Source organism: Enterococcus pallens ATCC BAA-351, from assembly GCF_000407485.1.
Lineage (GTDB): Bacteria > Bacillota > Bacilli > Lactobacillales > Enterococcaceae > Enterococcus_A > Enterococcus_A pallens.
Genome location: NZ_ASWD01000006.1, coordinates 289,223 through 307,500, shown reverse-complemented (window position 1 = coordinate 307,500; position 18,278 = coordinate 289,223). Strand labels below are relative to the sequence as shown.

General features: G+C 43.9%; 13 protein-coding genes, 21 tRNA genes, 1 riboswitch and 1 other annotated feature (1 of these 36 cut by a window edge). Of the genes, 29 read left to right on the top strand and 5 right to left on the bottom strand.

The features are described 5' to 3' along the window. The 24 genes from I588_RS23310 to I588_RS23195 form a co-directional block, all read left to right on the top strand. A tRNA-Gly gene (locus I588_RS23310) sits at window positions 1-27 on the top strand; it begins 45 nt to the left of the window's first position. A gap of 23 nt (window positions 28-50) precedes the next feature. Beyond that, window positions 51-136 (top strand) — tRNA-Leu (locus I588_RS23305). A gap of 13 nt (window positions 137-149) precedes the next feature. Next, window positions 150-223, top strand: a tRNA-Arg gene (locus tag I588_RS23300). Window positions 224-228: 5 nt separating this feature from the next. Further along, window positions 229-302: transfer RNA gene (locus I588_RS23295), tRNA-Pro, on the top strand. Window positions 303-311: 9 nt separating this feature from the next. After that, window positions 312-384 (top strand) — tRNA-Ala (locus tag I588_RS23290). Window positions 385-407: 23 nt separating this feature from the next. Then, window positions 408-481: transfer RNA gene (locus I588_RS23285), tRNA-Met, on the top strand. A 13-nt stretch (window positions 482-494) separates the two neighbouring features. Continuing rightward, window positions 495-568: transfer RNA gene (locus I588_RS23280), tRNA-Ile, on the top strand. 15 nt (window positions 569-583) lie between these two features. Beyond that, window positions 584-673, top strand: a tRNA-Ser gene (locus I588_RS23275). A gap of 12 nt (window positions 674-685) precedes the next feature. Further along, a tRNA-Met gene (locus I588_RS23270) sits at window positions 686-759 on the top strand. A gap of 19 nt (window positions 760-778) precedes the next feature. Further along, a tRNA-Asp gene (locus I588_RS23265) sits at window positions 779-851 on the top strand. A 3-nt stretch (window positions 852-854) separates the two neighbouring features. Beyond that, a tRNA-Phe gene (locus I588_RS23260) sits at window positions 855-927 on the top strand. A gap of 7 nt (window positions 928-934) precedes the next feature. Beyond that, a tRNA-Gly gene (locus tag I588_RS23255) sits at window positions 935-1,005 on the top strand. Window positions 1,006-1,019: 14 nt separating this feature from the next. Continuing rightward, window positions 1,020-1,093 (top strand) — tRNA-Ile (locus I588_RS23250). 20 nt (window positions 1,094-1,113) lie between these two features. Beyond that, window positions 1,114-1,185 (top strand) — tRNA-Glu (locus I588_RS23245). An 11-nt stretch (window positions 1,186-1,196) separates the two neighbouring features. Further along, window positions 1,197-1,286: transfer RNA gene (locus tag I588_RS23240), tRNA-Ser, on the top strand. 12 nt (window positions 1,287-1,298) lie between these two features. Next, window positions 1,299-1,372 (top strand) — tRNA-Met (locus tag I588_RS23235). Window positions 1,373-1,391: 19 nt separating this feature from the next. After that, a tRNA-Asp gene (locus I588_RS23230) sits at window positions 1,392-1,467 on the top strand. Between the two features lies 1 nt (window position 1,468). Then, window positions 1,469-1,539 (top strand) — tRNA-Gly (locus tag I588_RS23225). A 14-nt stretch (window positions 1,540-1,553) separates the two neighbouring features. Next, a tRNA-Ile gene (locus I588_RS23220) sits at window positions 1,554-1,627 on the top strand. A 25-nt stretch (window positions 1,628-1,652) separates the two neighbouring features. Next, window positions 1,653-1,740 (top strand) — tRNA-Ser (locus tag I588_RS23215). Window positions 1,741-1,751: 11 nt separating this feature from the next. Further along, window positions 1,752-1,823 (top strand) — tRNA-Glu (locus I588_RS23210). Window positions 1,824-1,949: 126 nt separating this feature from the next. After that, window positions 1,950-2,032: riboswitch (SMK box riboswitch) on the top strand. Continuing rightward, window positions 2,030-3,220 carry a methionine adenosyltransferase gene (gene metK / locus I588_RS23205; RefSeq protein WP_010756585.1) on the top strand — a complete coding sequence of 397 codons (1,191 nt, stop codon included), beginning with the start codon at window positions 2,030-2,032 and terminating at the stop codon, window positions 3,218-3,220. (Overlaps the previous riboswitch by 3 nt.) 104 nt (window positions 3,221-3,324) lie before the next feature. Next, window positions 3,325-4,797, top strand: a complete 1,473-nt coding sequence (locus tag I588_RS23200; RefSeq protein ID WP_010756586.1) for an MDR family MFS transporter — start codon at window positions 3,325-3,327, stop codon at window positions 4,795-4,797. 47 nt (window positions 4,798-4,844) lie between these two features. After that, on the top strand, window positions 4,845-5,630 hold the full coding sequence (locus I588_RS23195) for an alpha/beta hydrolase (RefSeq protein WP_010756587.1): 786 nt from the start codon (window positions 4,845-4,847) through the stop codon (window positions 5,628-5,630). 9 nt (window positions 5,631-5,639) lie between these two features. Here the strand turns inward: I588_RS23195 and mnmM are convergent, their stop codons facing one another. The 3 genes from mnmM to I588_RS23180 are packed head-to-tail and all read right to left on the bottom strand — an operon-like array spanning window position 5,640 to window position 7,814. Next, on the bottom strand, window positions 5,640-6,203 hold the full coding sequence (gene mnmM, locus I588_RS23190) for a tRNA 5-(aminomethyl)-2-thiouridylate-methyltransferase MnmM (protein WP_010756588.1): 564 nt from the start codon (window positions 6,201-6,203) through the stop codon (window positions 5,640-5,642). Further along, a complete protein-coding gene (gene mnmL / locus I588_RS23185; RefSeq protein ID WP_010756589.1) occupies window positions 6,178-7,155 on the bottom strand; it encodes a tRNA modification radical SAM protein MnmL/YtqA in 978 nt (325 codons plus the stop codon). Before mnmL ends, mnmM begins: the two co-directional genes overlap by 26 nt. 2 nt (window positions 7,156-7,157) lie before the next feature. Next, window positions 7,158-7,814 carry a phosphatase PAP2 family protein gene (locus I588_RS23180; RefSeq protein ID WP_010756590.1) on the bottom strand — a complete coding sequence of 219 codons (657 nt, stop codon included), beginning with the start codon at window positions 7,812-7,814 and terminating at the stop codon, window positions 7,158-7,160. Between the two features lie 135 nt (window positions 7,815-7,949). After that, window positions 7,950-8,143, top strand: a binding site (T-box leader). 50 nt (window positions 8,144-8,193) lie between these two features. Here I588_RS23180 and leuS point away from each other — a divergent pair. Further along, on the top strand, window positions 8,194-10,707 hold the full coding sequence (gene leuS, locus I588_RS23175; RefSeq protein WP_010756591.1) for a leucine--tRNA ligase: 2,514 nt from the start codon (window positions 8,194-8,196) through the stop codon (window positions 10,705-10,707). Between the two features lie 61 nt (window positions 10,708-10,768). Here the strand turns inward: leuS and I588_RS23170 are convergent, their stop codons facing one another. After that, entirely contained in the window at window positions 10,769-11,869 is a 1,101-nt protein-coding gene (locus tag I588_RS23170) for a glycerol dehydrogenase (RefSeq protein WP_010756592.1), read from the bottom strand. 221 nt (window positions 11,870-12,090) lie between these two features. Here I588_RS23170 and I588_RS23165 point away from each other — a divergent pair, with 221 nt between their 5' ends. From I588_RS23165 to I588_RS23155, 3 genes are read left to right on the top strand one after another with little or no spacing between them, the layout of a single operon-like run. Further along, a complete protein-coding gene (locus I588_RS23165) occupies window positions 12,091-12,825 on the top strand; it encodes a metal ABC transporter ATP-binding protein (protein WP_010756593.1) in 735 nt (244 codons plus the stop codon). Continuing rightward, the gene (locus tag I588_RS23160; RefSeq protein ID WP_010756594.1) at window positions 12,815-13,657 is read left to right on the top strand and encodes a metal ABC transporter permease; all 843 of its coding nucleotides are present in this window, start codon (window positions 12,815-12,817) and stop codon (window positions 13,655-13,657) included. The genes I588_RS23165 and I588_RS23160 overlap by 11 nt, the downstream gene beginning before the upstream one ends. Further along, the gene (locus I588_RS23155; RefSeq protein WP_010756595.1) at window positions 13,654-14,592 is read left to right on the top strand and encodes a metal ABC transporter substrate-binding protein; all 939 of its coding nucleotides are present in this window, start codon (window positions 13,654-13,656) and stop codon (window positions 14,590-14,592) included. The genes I588_RS23160 and I588_RS23155 overlap by 4 nt, the downstream gene beginning before the upstream one ends. Before the next feature lie 180 nt (window positions 14,593-14,772). On the opposite strand, the gene I588_RS23150 is transcribed toward I588_RS23155, so the two are convergent. Then, window positions 14,773-16,272: a UDP-N-acetylmuramoyl-L-alanyl-D-glutamate--L-lysine ligase gene (locus I588_RS23150; RefSeq protein WP_010756596.1), complete on the bottom strand. Its 1,500-nt coding sequence runs from the start codon at window positions 16,270-16,272 to the stop codon at window positions 14,773-14,775. Between the two features lie 345 nt (window positions 16,273-16,617). On the opposite strand from I588_RS23150, the gene I588_RS23145 reads away from it, so the two are divergent. Then, the gene (locus I588_RS23145; RefSeq protein ID WP_010756597.1) at window positions 16,618-18,264 is read left to right on the top strand and encodes an oligosaccharide flippase family protein; all 1,647 of its coding nucleotides are present in this window, start codon (window positions 16,618-16,620) and stop codon (window positions 18,262-18,264) included. The last annotated feature ends 14 nt before the right edge of the window (window positions 18,265-18,278 follow it).

Here is an 18,278-nt window from a genome sequence, read left to right as displayed (position 1 = left end):
TCGCGGGTTCGAACCCCGTTTTCCGCTTTCCTGAAGACCAGGGGAAAGACGCCGGGGTGGCGGAACTGGCAGACGCACAGGACTTAAAATCCTGCGGTAAGTGATTACCGTACCGGTTCGATTCCGGTCCTCGGCATTAACTAAATTTTGCGCCCATAGCTCAACTGGATAGAGTGTTTGACTACGGATCAAAAGGTTAGGGGTTCGACTCCTCTTGGGCGCGTTATACGGGAAGTAGCTCAGCTTGGTAGAGCACTTGGTTTGGGACCAAGGGGTCGCAGGTTCGAATCCTGTCTTCCCGATTAATTGATGGGGCCTTAGCTCAGCTGGGAGAGCGCCTGCTTTGCACGCAGGAGGTCAGCGGTTCGATCCCGCTAGGCTCCATTTCAATTTTATATTATTATTTTCGCGGTGTAGCTCAGCTGGCTAGAGCGTCCGGTTCATACCCGGGAGGTCGGGGGTTCGATCCCCTCCGCCGCGATTTTATCGAGCCTGGACCTTTAGCTCAGTTGGTTAGAGCAGACGGCTCATAACCGTCCGGTCGTAGGTTCGAGTCCTACAAGGTCCATTGCGGCTTTCTTATGGAGGATTACCCAAGTCCGGCTGAAGGGAACGGTCTTGAAAACCGTCAGGCGGGTAAAACCGTGCAAGGGTTCGAATCCCTTATCCTCCTTTTTAATATTATCGCGGGGTGGAGCAGTCTGGTAGCTCGTCGGGCTCATAACCCGAAGGTCGTAGGTTCAAATCCTGCCCCCGCAATTATAAAAATTAAAAAACTGGTTCCGTGGTGTAGGGGTTAACATGCCTGCCTGTCACGCAGGAGATCGCGGGTTCAAATCCCGTCGGGACCGTTTGGCTCGGTAGCTCAGTTGGTAGAGCAATGGATTGAAGCTCCATGTGTCGGCAGTTCGATTCTGTCCCGCGCCATAAGATTGCGGGTGTAGTTTAGTGGTAAAACCACAGCCTTCCAAGCTGTTGTCGCGAGTTCGATTCTCGTCACCCGCTTTAGTTTTTATAAGGGGCCTATAGCTCAGCTGGTTAGAGCGCACGCCTGATAAGCGTGAGGTCGATGGTTCGAGTCCATTTAGGCCCATTCCCTTAAATAAGTATGTTGGCCCGTTGGTCAAGCGGTTAAGACACCGCCCTTTCACGGCGGTAACACGGGTTCGATTCCCGTACGGGTCATTTTAATCATTGGAGGATTACCCAAGTCCGGCTGAAGGGAACGGTCTTGAAAACCGTCAGGCGGGTAAAACCGTGCAAGGGTTCGAATCCCTTATCCTCCTTTTTAATATTATCGCGGGGTGGAGCAGTCTGGTAGCTCGTCGGGCTCATAACCCGAAGGTCGTAGGTTCAAATCCTGCCCCCGCAATTTATAAAAACTAAAAACTGGTTCCGTGGTGTAGGGGTTAACATGCCTGCCTGTCACGCAGGAGATCGCGGGTTCAAATCCCGTCGGGACCGCCATGCGGGTGTAGTTTAGTGGTAAAACCACAGCCTTCCAAGCTGTTGTCGCGAGTTCGATTCTCGTCACCCGCTTTAGTTTTTATGAAGGGCCTATAGCTCAGCTGGTTAGAGCGCACGCCTGATAAGCGTGAGGTCGATGGTTCGAGTCCATTTAGGCCCATTAAAAAATCAACTTTTTGGTTTTTGGGGAAGTACTCAAGTGGCTGAAGAGGCGCCCCTGCTAAGGGTGTAGGTCGGGAAACCGGCGCGAGGGTTCAAATCCCTCCTTCTCCGTTCTTTATAGTGGCCCGTTGGTCAAGCGGTTAAGACACCGCCCTTTCACGGCGGTAACACGGGTTCGATTCCCGTACGGGTCATGAGATGCTGAAAAGCATCTTTTTTTTGTGCCTTTTAAAGGAAGATCTATTTTTCTTTGAATTGTTGAATATTTTTAGAGAATTACCAAAAAAGTAGTGTAATTTGGTGTTTTTCTGTTATAATCAGGTCGTTGCAAGTTCCCGATAGGCTCTAGTAATTGCTAGAGGTGCCTTGTAACCGAATAATAATTAGGGGGAATAGAAAAATGAAAGAACGTCGTTTATTTACTTCTGAATCTGTTTCAGAAGGACATCCAGATAAGGTTGCTGATCAAATCAGTGATGCGATTCTCGATGCCATTTTAACAAAGGATCCAAAGGCTCGTGTAGCTTGCGAAACATCTGTTACTACGGGCTTAGTATTAGTTTTTGGGGAAATATCAACTACTGCCTATGTTGATATCCAAAAGGTTGTTCGTGAAACGATCAAGCGGATTGGATACACCCAATCTAAGTATGGTTTTGATGGAGATACAGTAGCTGTATTGGTAGCAATTGATGAGCAGTCACCAGATATTGCTCAAGGTGTCGATGAAGCGCTGGAAGTTCGTGGGAAAGATCAGGCATTGGATGAGATCGGTGCTGGAGACCAAGGTTTGATGTTTGGTTTTGCAGTGGATGAAACTCCTGAATTAATGCCATTACCTATTTCATTGAGTCATCATCTAGTGAAGCGCTTGGCTGACTTGCGTAAGTCAGAGGAAGTGGCTTATTTAGGTCCAGATGCTAAATCTCAAGTAACGGTTGAATACGATGAAGAAGGAAAGCCATTACGAGTAGATACAGTTGTAATTAGTACGCAGCATACAGAAGAAATTGATAATGAAACCATTCAAAAGGATGTCATGGAGAAAGTGATTCAGCATGTCATTCCAGCTGGTTTATTGGATGAAAAAACACGTTACTTCATTAACCCAACAGGCCGTTTTGTGATTGGCGGACCTCAAGGAGATGCTGGTTTAACCGGTCGGAAGATTATCGTTGATACGTATGGCGGCTATTCTCGTCATGGCGGCGGTGCTTTTTCTGGGAAAGATGCGACGAAGGTTGACCGTTCGGCTTCTTACGCTGCACGTTACATTGCTAAAAATATTGTTGCGGCTGGTTTAGCTGAAAAAGTAGAGGTTCAGCTGGCTTATGCAATTGGTGTGGCTCAGCCTGTATCGATTTCGGTAAATACCTTTGATACCGCTTCGGTTTCGGAAGAGAAGCTGATTGAAGCGATTCGTGAAAACTTTGATTTACGTCCAGCAGGGATTATTGAAATGCTAGATTTGCAACGTCCTATTTATAGTCAAACAGCTGCTTACGGTCATTTTGGTCGGACAGATGTAGAGCTTCCTTGGGAGAAGACAGATAAAGTTGAGGCGTTGAAGCAAAGCTTAAACATAAAGTAAAATCGTACAGACGTAGAAAATAAATCTATGGAGTGAAGAGGCGGTTTCTGTTGATCTTTTTGATCAGTAGAAGCGCCTCTTTTTTTATTAGCAGGAGGGAAAAAATGGAAAGGACAACCAATAAGAAATTAGTAACTGCAGGGATTTTTATCGCAACGTTTATGACTGCAATCGAGGGAACGATTGTCACTACCGCTATGCCGACAATTGTTGGCTTGCTTCATGGTATGGAGATTATGAACTGGGTATTTTCTATTTATTTGTTAACCAATGCCATGATGACACCTATTTATGGGAAGCTGGCTGATAAAATTGGCCGCAAGCCAGTTTTTATTGCGGGAATTGTAATTTTTGTTTTGGGCTCAGCTTTGTGCGGGTTTTCTAACAGTATGATGACGTTAATTATTTCTCGAGGGATTCAAGGGATTGGTGCGGGAGCGATTATGCCGGTGGCCTTAACAATTATTGCCGATATGTATGATTTTGAGCAGCGGACTAAGATTTTGGGCTTGAACAATGCGGCTTGGGGTATCTCTAGTGTGCTGGGTCCCTTGGCTGGTGGTTTTATTGTAGACACGATTGGCTGGCATTGGATTTTCTTTATTAATGTGCCAATTGGACTGGGGCTAATTTTCTTGATGCAGTATTTTTTAGTAGAAGAAAAACGGGAAAAGAGCAGCAAAAAAATGGATTACTTGGGCAGTATTTCGTTGATGTTGACTTTGGTAAGTTTGTTGTTGGGCTTTCAGTTTTTAGGTGATGATGGGATAAGCTTGCAGGTAGTCATATTGTTTGTGCTGACGGTAGTTTTTGCGGGCGTGTTTGCTATGGCAGAGAGACGGGCAGAAGATCCAGTCATTGATTTGAGTTTGTTTAGAAATGTAGCTTTTATGTTGGTGAATGGCGTAGCTTTTTTGATTAGCGGCTTTTTGATGGGGCTGGATGTCTATATCCCAATGTGGATGCAAGGGGTGCTGGGCAAATCTGCTGCAATTGGCGGACTAGTTATGGCCCCGTTATCGATTATTTGGATGGTGGGCTCTTTTCTGTCGGGACGCTTGTTAATGCGGATGGCTGCAAAAAAAGTATTAGCCATTGGTTTGCTGGTGATTATGCTGGGCGCCGCAGCTTTGTTGATTTTGCCGATTCATAGTCCTTTTTGGCTGTTCTTTATTATTTCGGGTGTACTGGGACTGGGATATGGGCTGTCGATTACTACGACGACTGTGGAGGCACAAAACAGTGTGCCAAAGGATGAGGTTGGAGTAGCCACCTCCTTTAATACTTTGTCACGGACTATCGGTCAAACAGTGATGGTTTCAATTTTTGGGATTGTTATGAATATTCAAATTGCCCACAAGCTGCCAACTGTCGGTGTGATTGGTGATCCGGATATTATGAATAAATTGATTAATCCTCATACGGCTGTACAAATTGCACCAGTGCTTCGGGAAAAATTACGAGGGATTTTGTTTAATGGCTTGCACCTTGTGTATTTAGTGGGGCTGATTTTGATTGTTTTAGCGTTTGTTTTTACATTATCGGTTGGCAAAAGACGAGAAAGTGATACACTGTAAAAAAGCTCTATTCGAAGGAAGCGTGAGCTGAACAAGGAGGAAATTGAATGGCTTTTTTACAGGTGAATGCCTATTCCAATGTTTTAGAAATGGAATTTTCGATGAATGTATTGCTGCCGCAAAGTACCCGTAAGAAAATTGGAACGGAAACTCAAGGATTAAGCGAGGATGTGCCCGTTCTGTATTTGCTGCATGGAATGGGGGGCAACCATAGCGTTTGGGAGCGTCGGACGGCCATTGAACGCTATGCGTCTGCTTATCAGCTAGCTGTGGTAATGCCGTCGACTGACCTAGGCTTTTATACAGATACAACTTATGATATGAATTACTGGACCTTTTTATCAGAAGAGCTGCCAAAAATTGTACATGAACTCTTTCCTCAAATTACCCACAAGCGGGAAAAAACTTTTGCTGCAGGGTTATCCATGGGAGGCTATGGCGCTTTGAAGTTAGGCTTGCGAAAGCCGGAAATGTTTGCTGCAGTGGCTTCTTTATCTGGAGCGTTGATTTTGAATAATGTAGATGCGCTGTTAACAACTCGTAAGGCTGCGTATTGGGAAGGGATTTTTGGTCCGTTAGATCAGATTAAAGGTTCGGCCAATGATCCCCTGACAATGGTGGAGGAATTGATGGTGGACCGGGCAGAGGCACCACGCTTCTTTTTAGCTTGCGGTACGGAGGACTTCTTGTATCCAGCGAGTCAATATATGGCTGCCAAGCTGACAGAAAAGGACTGGGATGTTACCTTTGAAGAGGGGCCAGGAGAGCATAACTGGGAATTTTGGGATCAGTGGATTCAACGAGTATTAGAGTGGATGTTAAAAGGCAACTAGGAATTGCTCCTAGCTGCCTTTTTTTTCGACACATACTAAAATCGGGGGATTGTTTTTCTGATTAATAAATTGATAGGTTAGCACGCTGTAGTTTTCTTGCGGTAAATTTCCACAATAATCAAGAACGGCATTCTTTTCGTCGACGCCGCCTTCATGGCCGTAATAAATCACCAAAATCATTCGGCCACCAATCGTCAAGCGTTTCAAAATGGCTTCCATCGCTTGTTGAGTGGTGGCTGGCAGGGTGATAATTGTTTTGTCGCTGCTGGGTAAATAGCCTAAATTAAAAATAGCCGCTTTGATTGGCTGATACGCAGAAATGGTTGCTTCAATGGTTTCGTGACCAGCTAAAAAAAGAGAAGAGCGAGTTATCAAGCTGCCCAGCTTTTCTTTGGTTTTTGTCAGGGCCTGTTCCTGGATGTCAAAGGCGTAAACTTGCCCATTGTCTCCTACCAGCTCCGCCAAAAAGAGGGTGTCATTGCCGTTGCCCATGGTGGCATCAATGACCTGATCTCCTGGCTGGATAATTTCCTTTAGCAAGGTGTGGCTATAACGTAAGGCTGTTTGCAGCATGGTTATTCTCCTGTCTAACATTAAATTTGCCCTGGTAGGAATCCCGGCGCAGCATTTCCTGATCAATGGCGTTCAGGACCTCCCATTTTTTGAGACTCCACATGGGTCCCACTAAAGCATCCCATGGCGCATCGCCGGTTAAGCGGTGAATGATAATCTCTTCGGGGATCATTTCCAGCTGATCGCAAATCACTGAAACGTAATCCTCTCGTGTCATCAGCTGCAGCTTGCCCTCGGCATAATCCCGCAGCATGCGGGTGTTGCGCATCAGATGCAGCAGGTGCAGCTTAATCCCTTGAATATCAGAATCTAAGATGGTTCGTCGCACGTTTTCCCGCATCATTTCCAGCGACTCGCCTGGCAAGCCGTTGATCAAATGGGTACAAACATTAATATTGTGTTGGCGTAACCGAGCAACGGCATCAGTATAAGTAGCATAATCGTGAGCCCGATTGATGGCATTGCTGGTTTCTTCGTAGGTAGTCTGCAAGCCCAGCTCCACCCATAAATACATCCGCTGATTCAATTCCGCTAAATAGTCCACTACATCTTCAGGCAGACAATCTGGACGAGTCCCCACGGAAAGTCCCACAACACCAGGCAGGTTAACCACCTGCTCAAAACGTTCTCGAATCACCTCGACTGGGGCATGAGTATTGGTAAAGTTTTGGAAATAAACAATGTATTGCTGCACAGTGGGCCATTTCATATGCATCATGTCGATTTCTTTTTGAAACTGCAGCGGCAGCGGATCAGTGGGGGCAACAATCATGTCGCCAGAGCCGGAAACACTGCAGAAGGTACAACCGCCATGGGCTGCTGTGCCGTCACGGTTAGGGCAGTCAAAGCCGCCATCTACCGGAACCTTAAAAATTTTCCCGCCAAATTCTTGGCGCAAGGCATAGTTCCAGGAGTGATACCGTTTGGTTGGATCATCAGTATAAGCAAACACAGCTATTTCCTCCCAATTGTTTTAAGATCGTAAACTAATTTTTGCTGGCGATAATAAGGATAGGTAAACAGCAGCCAGCTGATTCCCAATAGATAGCCGCCTAAAACATCTGTTGGAAAATGCACACCTAAATAAATGCGGCTTAATCCGACACCAAAGATCAACAGACCTAATAGAATCTGCAGAGCATATTGCCAAAATTTATTTTTGATAAACAGACCGACAGTAAAAATCAGTGTTCCATACAAAATCATACTGGTAACGGAATGTCCGCTAGGGAAGCTGTAGCTATGTTCGGTAACCATATGAGTTAATATGGTTGGCCGGGCCCGTTGAAAGAACATTTTTAACAGCTGATTAACGACACCGCTGATAATAACTAAGTTGGCGGCTAACCAAAGCGCAGTGATTTTTTCTTTGTTAAACCAAAAAAGTCCTAAAAAGACTACTGCCAAAATGACAATTGTTAAAGGGTTGGCGAATTTAGTCACCCACAGGAAAAAGGTATCCATGGCAGGAGACAAACGGTGAACACCTTGGATGATGGCCGTGTCAAAGCCTGATAAAGTAGTTGGATAAAAACGCACAATGTAGCAAAGGGCCGCAAACAGCAGCAGGGTAAAGCTGCCAGCTAAGTGATAATAAGGTTTATTTTTCATAGCAATTCCTTTCTAGTACTAAACGCCATTTATTATACCACGAGGCAGGAGGGGCTCCTGTAATTTTTTCCGATTCTTAAAAAGGAATTAAATTGAATTTATCAAAGGAATCTGCTAAGATGAAACTACTTGAATACAGATGCGTTGACAAGGAGTAGTAGAAGTTTTGGCATTTTAAGAGAGTACACGGTTGCTGCGAGTGTATATGCGAGCCTTTGAACTTACCTTTAAGCATGATCATCATGATCCGGTGAAGTGACCGTTATCTCTTTGAGGTCTGGCGAAAGCCAGATAAAGATAGGTGGTACCACGTTTTTAACGTCCTATAGAAGATTGGCTTCTATAGGACTTTTTTTAATACAAATTAGGAGGAAGAGCAGTGAGTTACAATCATAAAGAGATTGAAAAGAAGTGGCAGAAATATTGGGCTAAACACAATGTCTTTAATACCCATGACAATCCAGAAAGTCCCAATTTTTATGCGTTAGACATGTTTCCTTATCCATCCGGTCAAGGTCTGCATGTTGGGCACCCAGAAGGCTATACGGCGACGGATATTATTTCCCGTATGAAACGGGCCCAAGGCTTTAACGTACTTCATCCCATGGGGTGGGATGCCTTTGGTTTGCCAGCGGAACAATACGCGCTGGATACCGGCAATGATCCGGCTGAATTTACTAAGAAAAATATCGAAACCTTCAAACGTCAAATTAACTCATTAGGCTTTAGTTATGACTGGAACCGTGAAATTAATACGACAGATCCAGAATACTATAAATGGACACAATGGATTTTTGAGCAAATGTATGAAAAGGGCTTGGCTTATGAAGCGGAAGTTCCTGTTAACTGGGTACCTGAATTAGGTACCGTGATTTCCAATGAAGAAGTTATCGATGGCAAAAGCGAACGCGGCGGCTACGATGTTGTTCGTAAACCGATGCGTCAATGGATGCTGAAGATTACTGCCTATGCAGATCGCCTGTTGGATGATTTGGATTTGGTGGACTGGCCGGAAAATATCAAAGAAATGCAGCGCAACTGGATTGGCCGTTCGATTGGTGCCAATGTAACCTTTAAAGTTGCCAACTCTGATGAAGAATTCACGGTCTTCACCACTCGTCCAGACACTTTGTTTGGGGCAACTTATGCTGTATTGGCTCCTGAGCTGGAGCTTGTTGAGAAAATTACCACGCCTGAGCATAAGGAAGCTGTAGAAGCTTACAAGGTAGAGGCTGCGAAAAAATCTGAGCTGAATCGGACAGATTTGGCCAAGGAAAAAACCGGGGTCTTCACAGGGGCATATGCTGTTAATCCTGTGAATGGCAAAGAAATTCCAATTTGGATTGCGGATTATGTGCTGTCTTCTTATGGAACCGGTGCGATCATGGCCGTTCCGGCGCACGATGAGCGAGATTATGAATTTGCGAAAACCTTTGGCTTGGAAATTGTTCCCGTTCTAGCGGGCGGCAATATTGAGGAAGCAGCTTATACTGGAGACGGAGAGCATATTAATTCTGATTTCTTGAACGGCTTGGATAAACAAACCGCGATTGATAAGATGGTTGCCTGGCTGGAGGAAAACGGCTGTGGTAAAAAAGAAATCAGTTATCGTTTACGAGACTGGTTGTTCTCTCGCCAACGTTATTGGGGAGAACCAATTCCCGTCATCCATTGGGAAGATGGAACAACTGGTTTGGTTCCAGATTATGAATTGCCGTTGATTTTGCCGAAAACCGATAATATTCAACCAAGCGGTACTGGCGAGTCACCATTAGCGAATATCGAGGAATGGGTCAATGTAGTAGATCCAGAAACCGGTATGAAAGGTCGCCGCGAAACCAATACCATGCCGCAATGGGCCGGCAGCTCTTGGTATTTCTTGCGTTTTATCGATCCTCATAACAAAGAAACCTTGGCGGATTTTGAAAAACTGGAACGCTGGATGCCGGTGGATCTTTATATTGGCGGAGCTGAGCACGCAGTATTGCATTTGTTGTATGCTCGTTTCTGGCATAAATTCTTGTATGATATCGGTGTAGTACCAACTAAAGAACCATTCCAAAAATTATACAACCAAGGTATGATTCTAGGCCAAAGCTTCCGTGATGAACGTGGGGCATTGGTTCCGACCAATCTAGTTGAAAAGCGTGATGGCGGCTGGTTCAACGTCGAAACTGGCGAAGAATTGGAAGAATCACCAGCGAAAATGAGTAAATCACTGAAAAACGTGGTGAATCCAGATGACGTTATCCAAAAATATGGTGCCGACACTCTGCGGACCTATGAAATGTTCATGGGACCATTGGATGCTGCGATTCCTTGGAGTGAAAATGGTCTGGAAGGCAGCCGCAAATTCTTGGATCGGGTATGGCGCTTGCTCGTCGATGACCAAGGCAAAATGCGCGATCATATTACGAAGATCAATGATGGCAGCTTGATGAAGGTTTATCATCAAACGGTGAAAAAGGTAACGGAAGACATTGAGAACCTGCATTTCAATACAGCAATTTCGCAATTGATGGTTTTCGTTAATGAAGCCTACAAAGTAGATGCCTTGACCTATGAATACGTGGAAGGCTTTGTTCAACTGTTGGCACCATTTGCTCCTCACATTGGAGAAGAGCTGTGGCGAATTCTAGGACATGACGAAACTATTTCGTATGTTCCATGGCCAACCTATGATGAAGAAGCCTTGGTGGAAAATGAAATTGAAGTGATTCTGCAGGTTAACGGCAAGGTTCGTGCCAAAGTAACTGTGCCAGTTGATTTGGCAAAAGAAGAGCTGGAAAAAATCGCCATGGCTGACGAAAATATTTTACGCAACCTTGAAGACAAGACTGTTCGTAAAGTGATCGTGGTGCCGAATAAATTAGTCAATATTGTAGCTAACTAAAATTAAAAAAGATGGAGCAGCCTCAAGGTGAGACAGCTTCATCTTTTTTTTGTAGAAATTCTTATTTTGGATGATACATGGTGACATAAGCATCGACTGCTTTTAAAGCAGCCGCAACGTCTTCAGGTGTGACGTGCATCGGCATGTTGTGAATGGTTTCTTCTTCAATTGTGGCCTGTTCACCAATCTTAATTAAATCTTCGTAGGAAGCATCGTCTAAGTACATATCCTCTAAGGTGGTTGGTAAATCTAAGGTTTGATACAAATCAATATATTTATCTAATTCTTCCTGTGGTGCATTTTCTAAAATCATTTGCGTCAAGGTACCGTACGCTACTTTTTCACCATGAGACAACTCGTGAATCTTGCCGTCTAACACGGTAAAGCCGTTATGAATGGCATGGGCAGCCGCTAACCCGGCACTTTCAAAGCCTAGTCCGCTTAATAATGTATTGGCTTCAACGATTTGTTCAAAGGCTTCAGTAACCACCTGGGCCCGATTAGCCTCCATTGCTTTAAAGGCATTCTCGAAAATGATTTCTTCACATTTTTCTGCGATGGCCATCGCGGCAGCGGTTTGTGCACCGCTAACCATATTTTCACTATGGCTTTGAGAAACGGCACGAGCCTCTACTAAGGTAGCCAAGGCATCTGCAATCCCTGCTGCCAGTAACTCAGCTGGAGCGTTAGCCACAACTTCGGTATCAATAAGAATCAAATCAGGATTCTTATCATAAAAGCGATACCCCTCAAACTTACCCTCATCAGAATAAATTACCGACAGCGATGAGGTAGGAGCATCGGTTGAGGCAACAGTTGGTAAAACGGCAATCGGCAGTTTAAAATCATCCGCCACGGCTTTACCGGTATCGATCGCTTTGCCGCCACCTAGGGCTACAATAACTTCTACGTCTTCTTCTTTCGCTTTTTTTCCAATACGTTCAATTTCATCCTCTGAGGCTTCGCCGCCAAAAATTTCTTTAACCGGCTTCATGTCTTCGTTTTTCATTGTTTCAAACAGCTCTTCGCCGACAATTTCCCAAACATCTTCATCAGTGATAATTAATACATTTGATCCCAAGGCTTTGATGTACTTCATACCGTTTTTCAGCATCCCTTTACCTTGGACATAGCGGGACGGACTTGCAAAAATTTTTTCCATCGTTCTTCCCTCCATTTAAATGAATACATCTAGTTTGTCATAGAATGAAACAGACAGCAAAAAAAATGCTTTCATTCTGTCCATTGAAAAAGAGCAATGAAATTTTTCAGAAAAGTATAGATGAGCAGAAAAATAATATTAGAGTTGACTTACATAAAGTTTTAGGTTAACCTAAAACTTGTAAATGAGAAGGATTATCAAATCATACGAGGTGAGCAAAAATGATTATCTGTGAAAATATCAATGTCAGCTACAATAATCAAGGCACGGCTCTGCAGGACATTAATCTTGCGTTAGAGGGGCCAACCATTACTGGAATTATTGGGCCAAATGGCGCTGGAAAGTCAACGTTACTAAAGGCTATTTTAAATATAGTTCCTCATAGTGGGAACACGGTAATAGATGGAGAAGCAGCTGAGAAGCGGTTAAGCTCGATTGCTTATGTGGAACAAAAAAGTGCGATTGACTTTACTTTTCCTATTACGGTGAAGGAATGTGTTTCTTTAGGAACTTTTCCAGCGGTGGGCTTGTTTAAACGTCTTGGCGCTAAACAGTGGCAGGATGTCCAAGCTGCTTTAGCAGAAGTAGGAATGGAAAAATATGCGGATCGTCAAATCAGTGAGTTATCTGGCGGACAGTTTCAGCGAGTATTGGTCGCTCGTTGCCTAGTTCAGCAGGCAGATTATATTTTTCTAGATGAACCTTTTGTGGGAATCGATTCAGTCAGTGAAGGGATTATCATGCAAACTCTGCAGCAATTAAAACAGCAGGGCAAAACGATTTTGATTGTCCATCATGACTTAGGAAAAGTTGAAACCTACTTTGATCAGGTGATTTTGCTGAATAAAGAATTAATTGCGGCGGGGAAAACCAAAGAAACTTTCCGTAAAGCCAATCTAGTTCGTGCCTATGGGGATACGATTTTCATTGGGGAGGAAGTTCGCCATGCTAGCTAATTTTATTGAAGGCCTGCAGGAATTTCATTTTCTGCAAAATGCTTTAATTACTGCCCTGGTGATTGGCGTCGTTTCAGGGGTAGTGGGCTGTTTTATTATTTTGCGAGGAATGTCTTTGATGGGGGATGCTATTTCTCATGCAGTCCTGCCGGGAGTAGCGATTTCTTATATTCTAGGGATCAATTTTTTCATCGGTGCGATTACATTTGGGATTCTGGCATCGGTGATTATCACCTTCATTAAGAGCAATAGTGTGGTGAAGGGGGATACGGCCATTGGGATTACCTTCAGTTCCTTTCTGGCCTTGGGGGTCATTCTAATTGGTGTGGCTAACAGCTCCACCGATTTGTTCCACATTCTTTTTGGGAACATTTTAGCTGTTCAAGACATCGACAAATGGATCACGATTGGTGTGGCAGTCATCGTATTGGCAGTCATTGTTTTATTTTTCAAGGAGCTGTTGATTACTTCCTTTGATCCGCTAATGGCAAAAGCACTGGGGATGAAGGTGAATTTTTATCATTATCTGCTGATGATTCTGTTGACTTTAGTGGCAGTGACGGCGATGCAAAGTGTTGGGACCATTTTAATTGTGGCAATGCTGATTACTCCGGCTGCAACAGCCTATCTGTATTCCAATAGTTTAAAAACGATGATGGTGATTTCAGCTAGCTTGGGTGCTTTGTCATCCTTGCTAGGGCTGTTTATCGGTTATACCTTTAATATTGCAGTGGGGTCTTGTATTGTTTTGACAGCAACTAGTTTCTTTATCATCAGTTTCTTCGTGTCACCAAAACAAAATTTTTTACGAAAGAGGGTTGTTAGTGAATGAAAAAAATCTTAAAAAGCAGTGTCTTCGCCATTTTAGGCTTATTGATATTTGCCGCCTGTTCCTCTGATTCTGCTTCCACTAGTGAAGAGGAAAATGGGAAGTTGAAGGTGGTGGTAACCAATTCCATCTTAGCGGATATGGCGCAAACGATTGGACAGGATCGGATTGACCTGCATAGCATTGTACCGGTAGGAAAAGACCCGCATGAGTATGAGCCTTTGCCAGAGGATGTTCAAAAGACAAGCAAAGCCGATGTCATTTTCTATAATGGGATTAATTTGGAGACTGGCGGCAATGCCTGGTTTACCAAGTTAGTCGATAACGCCAATAAAAAGAAGGATCAGGATTACTTTGCTGTCAGCGATGGTGTCGAAGTCATTTATTTGGAAGGGCAAAATGAAAAAGGGAAAGAAGATCCCCATGCCTGGTTAAATTTGGAAAATGGGATTATCTACGCTAAGAATATTGAGAAGCAGCTTTCAGCAAAGGACCCGGACAATCAGGCGTTTTATCAGGAGAATCTTACAAAGTATGTAGAGAAATTACGTGCTTTGGATCAGGAAGCCAAGGAAAAATTTGCCGCAATTCCTGCAGACAAGAAAATGATTGTTACTAGTGAAGGCTGTTTTAAATATTTTTCGAAAGCCTATGATATTCCAAGCAACTACATTTGGGAGATTAATACGGAGGAAGAAGGAACTCCGGATCAAATTAAGCAGTTGGTTCAAACCCTGCGTGCCAGCAAGGTACCAGCCTTATTCGTCGAGAGCAGTGTCAATGAAAAACCGATGAAGACTGTCTCAAAGGATACCGACATTCCAATTTATGCCAAAATTTTTACCGATTCAGTCGCTGAAAAGGGAGAAGAGGGCGACAGCTACTACGCTATGATGAAATGGAACTTGGATAAAATTGCTGAGGGCTTGTCACAATAAAGAAAGGAAAGTACTTTGTCTTTGTACCGAAGATAGAGTACTTTTCTTATTTACGAGGGGGAGTAAAAATGAATGATGGCTGGTTAGGGTTTTGTGGAGTACTTGGCGGCTGTTTACGTATGGGAATTAGCGCTAGCTAAAAAGAAGAGGCTCCCGTGAGAGGCCTCTTCTTGCAATCGGTTATTGGTTCAGATAATTTTCTACGATGACATAATCGCCTTCGTAAGTGTCATCTTTGCCATTTAAGGTCATGTATTTATCGGTTCCCTTGCCAGCTAGAATGACAGCATCGTTGGGACCAGCAGCTTCCAATGCCTGCAGAATGGCCTGCTTGCGGTTTTCAATATAGGAAACGGCAACGTGATCATTTTGAATGGCTGCTTGAATTTCAGCGGCAATTTTTTCTGGTGCTTCAAAGTTGGGGTCATCCATCGTAAGAATCGCTGCATCGGCAAATTCACCGATGGCTTGCCCGATCCCTTCGCGGCGAGATTCGGCTTTGTTGCCGGTAGATCCGGTAACCACGGTAATCGTGCCCTCGGGATGATTTTCCTTGGCAAAAGCTAAAATGGTTTTCATGCTTAAATAGTTGTGGGCATAATCCACATAAATATGGGCACCATTTTCTTTAAGTAAAAGATTCATACGACCAGGGACTAGTGCTTCAGCTAGTCCTTTTTTTGCACTGGTTGGATCTGCGCCCACCAAACGGCTAGCAATTAGGGCGGCGGCGGCATTTTCCTTATTAAAGTCTCCAGCCAATCGTAAATCATATTCGCCATTGAGTTCTAAGTCATCTGCTTCAGCTTGTAAGGCGAAAGACAATGGATGCTTCAACGGTTCTACGTGATAGTCGGCTCCCATGTCTCCATAAGTAATCACAGGAATAGCTTGCTGCTGCGCCATTTCCAGCAGCAGATCACTGTGATCCGTTTCATTTTGCAAAACAACCTGTTTGGCGTTGGCAATCAGCTGACGTTTGCAGTAGAAATAATCTTCAAAGGTGGGATGCTCAATCGGTCCAATATGATCCGGTGAAATATTCAAGAAAATTCCTACGTCAAAGGTCAATCCGTAGACACGAGCAACTTTGTAAGCCTGTGAAGAAACCTCCATTACTAAGTGGGTCATACCGTTAGCAACGGCCTGACGCATCATCTTGTACAGCTCTAAAGATTCTGGTGTTGTTAATTGTGACTTGAAGAAGGTAACACCATCTAAGGTAGTGCTTAAGGTGGACAACAAGGCCGTTTTTTCTCCGTTTGAACGGTCCAGAATTTTTTTGGCGAAATAAGCAGTCGTTGTTTTGCCCTTTGTTCCGGTAATGCCGATAATTTTTAATTCTTCCTGCGGGTAGTCATAAAAAGCCATGCTTAAGACGGCCAGCGCTTTTCTGATGTCATGGACAATAATGGCCAGTTCTGCATCTACTTCAAAAGGTTGTTCAGCAATGTAAACAGCTAAGCCTTGGCTTAATGCTTGTTCTAAATAAGCCTGCTTGAAGTTATTGCCTTTACAGAAAAACAGCGTGTCTTCATTTACTTGGCTAGAATCGTAGGACAACTGCTGAAAGTTTTTTTCAAAAGGAGCACTCAGGCACCATTTAGCTGGTGTAATGAACTCCCGTAATAGGTTTTCTTTTTCTAAAATTGCTTGGATCTGCGTTAATGTTAAAGTCATGCAGCAACCTCCGTTACATTTTGTCTAAGCTATTATAGCACAGCGCTTCTTTAGCAGTGCAAAAAAAAAGCCAAAGTTCATGAAGGGTTTATGAGAAAAAACGCAAACTTCAGCTTTTGCTAGTTGACCACATATTTTCTTATTATTATAATCAATTTATGGTTAAAATGAGTGCTTGCAGATTCCGGATTATTAGTATCAATTTTAAATTGAGGGAATCTCGTTAAATTCAATTTTCAAATATCAAATTTAATTTTTGGAAAAGCGTTATTGTTGGGATCAACGCTTTATTTTGGCTAAAGAATGGCTGGTGCAGATCAGTCGTAAAAAAGAAAGCAGGGTATTATGGATAAGCGCAAAGCGGCCTACCGACCGGTTTATCATCCTAAGGAAAAAGTGATTCAACAGGCCTCGTGGCTAACAAGCGGTATTTTTTATTCCTGCTTGCTAGGCGCGTTAGTAACGATTCCTTGGTATGCTTGGATGAAGGAGCAGGGAAATATCGCCAACAGCTACTACGATATGAGCCTTACGTGGTTTGGCATTTTGGGCTTGGCAGCGACCGCTGGGCTTCCCAGTGTGGTGGCTCAACAGGTGGAAAAATACAATGCCATGAGTGAGTATCGAGTCGGCCAGCGATTGTTTATTCGCTGCTTGCAGATTAGCTTAGGCCTGGGAATCTTGGCAGCAGGAGCAATGTTTCTTTTGGCTCCTCTATTGTCGAATATTTCAGGCGGCGGCAATGATTTAACGGCAATTTATCGTTCTATGAGCCTAGCTTTGGTTGTTTTTCCAGTCATGCGGGTTTTGCAGGGGTATTTTCAAGGGATGCAGGATATGTTTTCCATTGGCTTGTCGCAATTGGTTTATCAAGGATTGCGGGCACTTTATGTACTGCTTAGCAGCTTTTTCCTGCTGCAGGTTGTTCAGAGTAATTTTCGGACGGCCGTGATTCAAAGTGTTTTTGCTGCTGCAGTGGGGGCCATTGGCAGTTTAGTGCTATTGCTCCTGTGCTGGCAGAAGGATCAGGAGCGCTGGGAAATTCAGGGAATGCGCAGCTTGGACAAGGTAGAGACGTCGATTCAAATCATTCTTTGGGAAGCCTTTTTAGAGGTTTTGCCATATGTTCTCTTAGGCGGTGGGCTGATTGTCTACAAGCTGATTGACCAGCTGACCTTTATTCCTACCATGACTGCGCATACCAATTACAGCGGCGACCAGCTGTTGAATCTTTACGGACTTCTGCGGGCAAACCCCGATCGGATTGCGGTCATCGTCATTGCAGCAGCAGGAACGTTGCTTTTACGCTATCTTCCTTCGTTGTTGGAGCGGGCAGCTAAACAGCAAAAGCAAGAGGTTGTACGCTTCATCAGTATTCATTTGCAGCGGTTTGTTTATGTGATTTTGCCGGTAGTAGTTTGGCTGATCATAAATGTTCGACCGGTTTATACTTTGTTTTATGGCGCGAATCTGTTAGGTAGTCGTATTTTAGGGATAGTCCTGCTGGTCAGCTTTATTGCAGCGTTTGGCATGATTACTGCTTTGTTGCTGCAAAGCTTGGACTTGGTGAAGCCAGCTTTGTACTATTGGATTGCGGGTTTGGTGCTGAAGGGGATCTTACAACTGCCGCTGATTGAATTATTGGAGGTTTACGGACCACAGGTAGCAACCTGTTTAGGCTTGCTTTTAACTAGTGCCTTATCTCTTAGAAAAATTAAGCGGGCAACAAAAAGTAATTATCAGCTGGCGTTTCGCCGAGTATTGCTGATTGCTTTGTTAGTAGTGTTTTGTGGGCTCATTACGTTGGGGATTAAACAGCTTAGTTATTTCTGGTTGTCTCCTGACAAACGATTGCAGGCCTTGTTGATTTGTTTGCTTACAGGCGTAATGAATACCGGCTTGTATCTTTACCTTACCTTGAAAATTCGTTTAGCTGACAAACTATTGGGAGCAAGAGCAAAGCGCTGGCGTAAAAATTTGAGAATTAAATAGAAGAAAAACCCGAG

What these genes read in the sequence shown, in the direction of transcription:
- I588_RS23170 (WP_010756592.1), bottom strand. Translation starts at nt 11,869, where the DNA reads ATGGAAAAAATTTTTGCAAGTCCGTCCCGCTATGTCCAAGGTAAAGGG.
- I588_RS23155 (WP_010756595.1), top strand. Translation starts at nt 13,654, where the DNA reads ATGAAAAAAATCTTAAAAAGCAGTGTCTTCGCCATTTTAGGCTTATTG.
- I588_RS23150 (WP_010756596.1), bottom strand. Translation starts at nt 16,272, where the DNA reads ATGACTTTAACATTAACGCAGATCCAAGCAATTTTAGAAAAAGAAAAC.
- I588_RS23195 (WP_010756587.1), top strand. Translation starts at nt 4,845, where the DNA reads ATGGCTTTTTTACAGGTGAATGCCTATTCCAATGTTTTAGAAATGGAA.
- I588_RS23180 (WP_010756590.1), bottom strand. Translation starts at nt 7,814, where the DNA reads ATGAAAAATAAACCTTATTATCACTTAGCTGGCAGCTTTACCCTGCTG.
- mnmM (WP_010756588.1), bottom strand. Translation starts at nt 6,203, where the DNA reads ATGCTGCAAACAGCCTTACGTTATAGCCACACCTTGCTAAAGGAAATT.
- metK (WP_010756585.1), top strand. Translation starts at nt 2,030, where the DNA reads ATGAAAGAACGTCGTTTATTTACTTCTGAATCTGTTTCAGAAGGACAT.
- I588_RS23160 (WP_010756594.1), top strand. Translation starts at nt 12,815, where the DNA reads ATGCTAGCTAATTTTATTGAAGGCCTGCAGGAATTTCATTTTCTGCAA.
- I588_RS23200 (WP_010756586.1), top strand. Translation starts at nt 3,325, where the DNA reads ATGGAAAGGACAACCAATAAGAAATTAGTAACTGCAGGGATTTTTATC.
- I588_RS23145 (WP_010756597.1), top strand. Translation starts at nt 16,618, where the DNA reads ATGGATAAGCGCAAAGCGGCCTACCGACCGGTTTATCATCCTAAGGAA.
- I588_RS23165 (WP_010756593.1), top strand. Translation starts at nt 12,091, where the DNA reads ATGATTATCTGTGAAAATATCAATGTCAGCTACAATAATCAAGGCACG.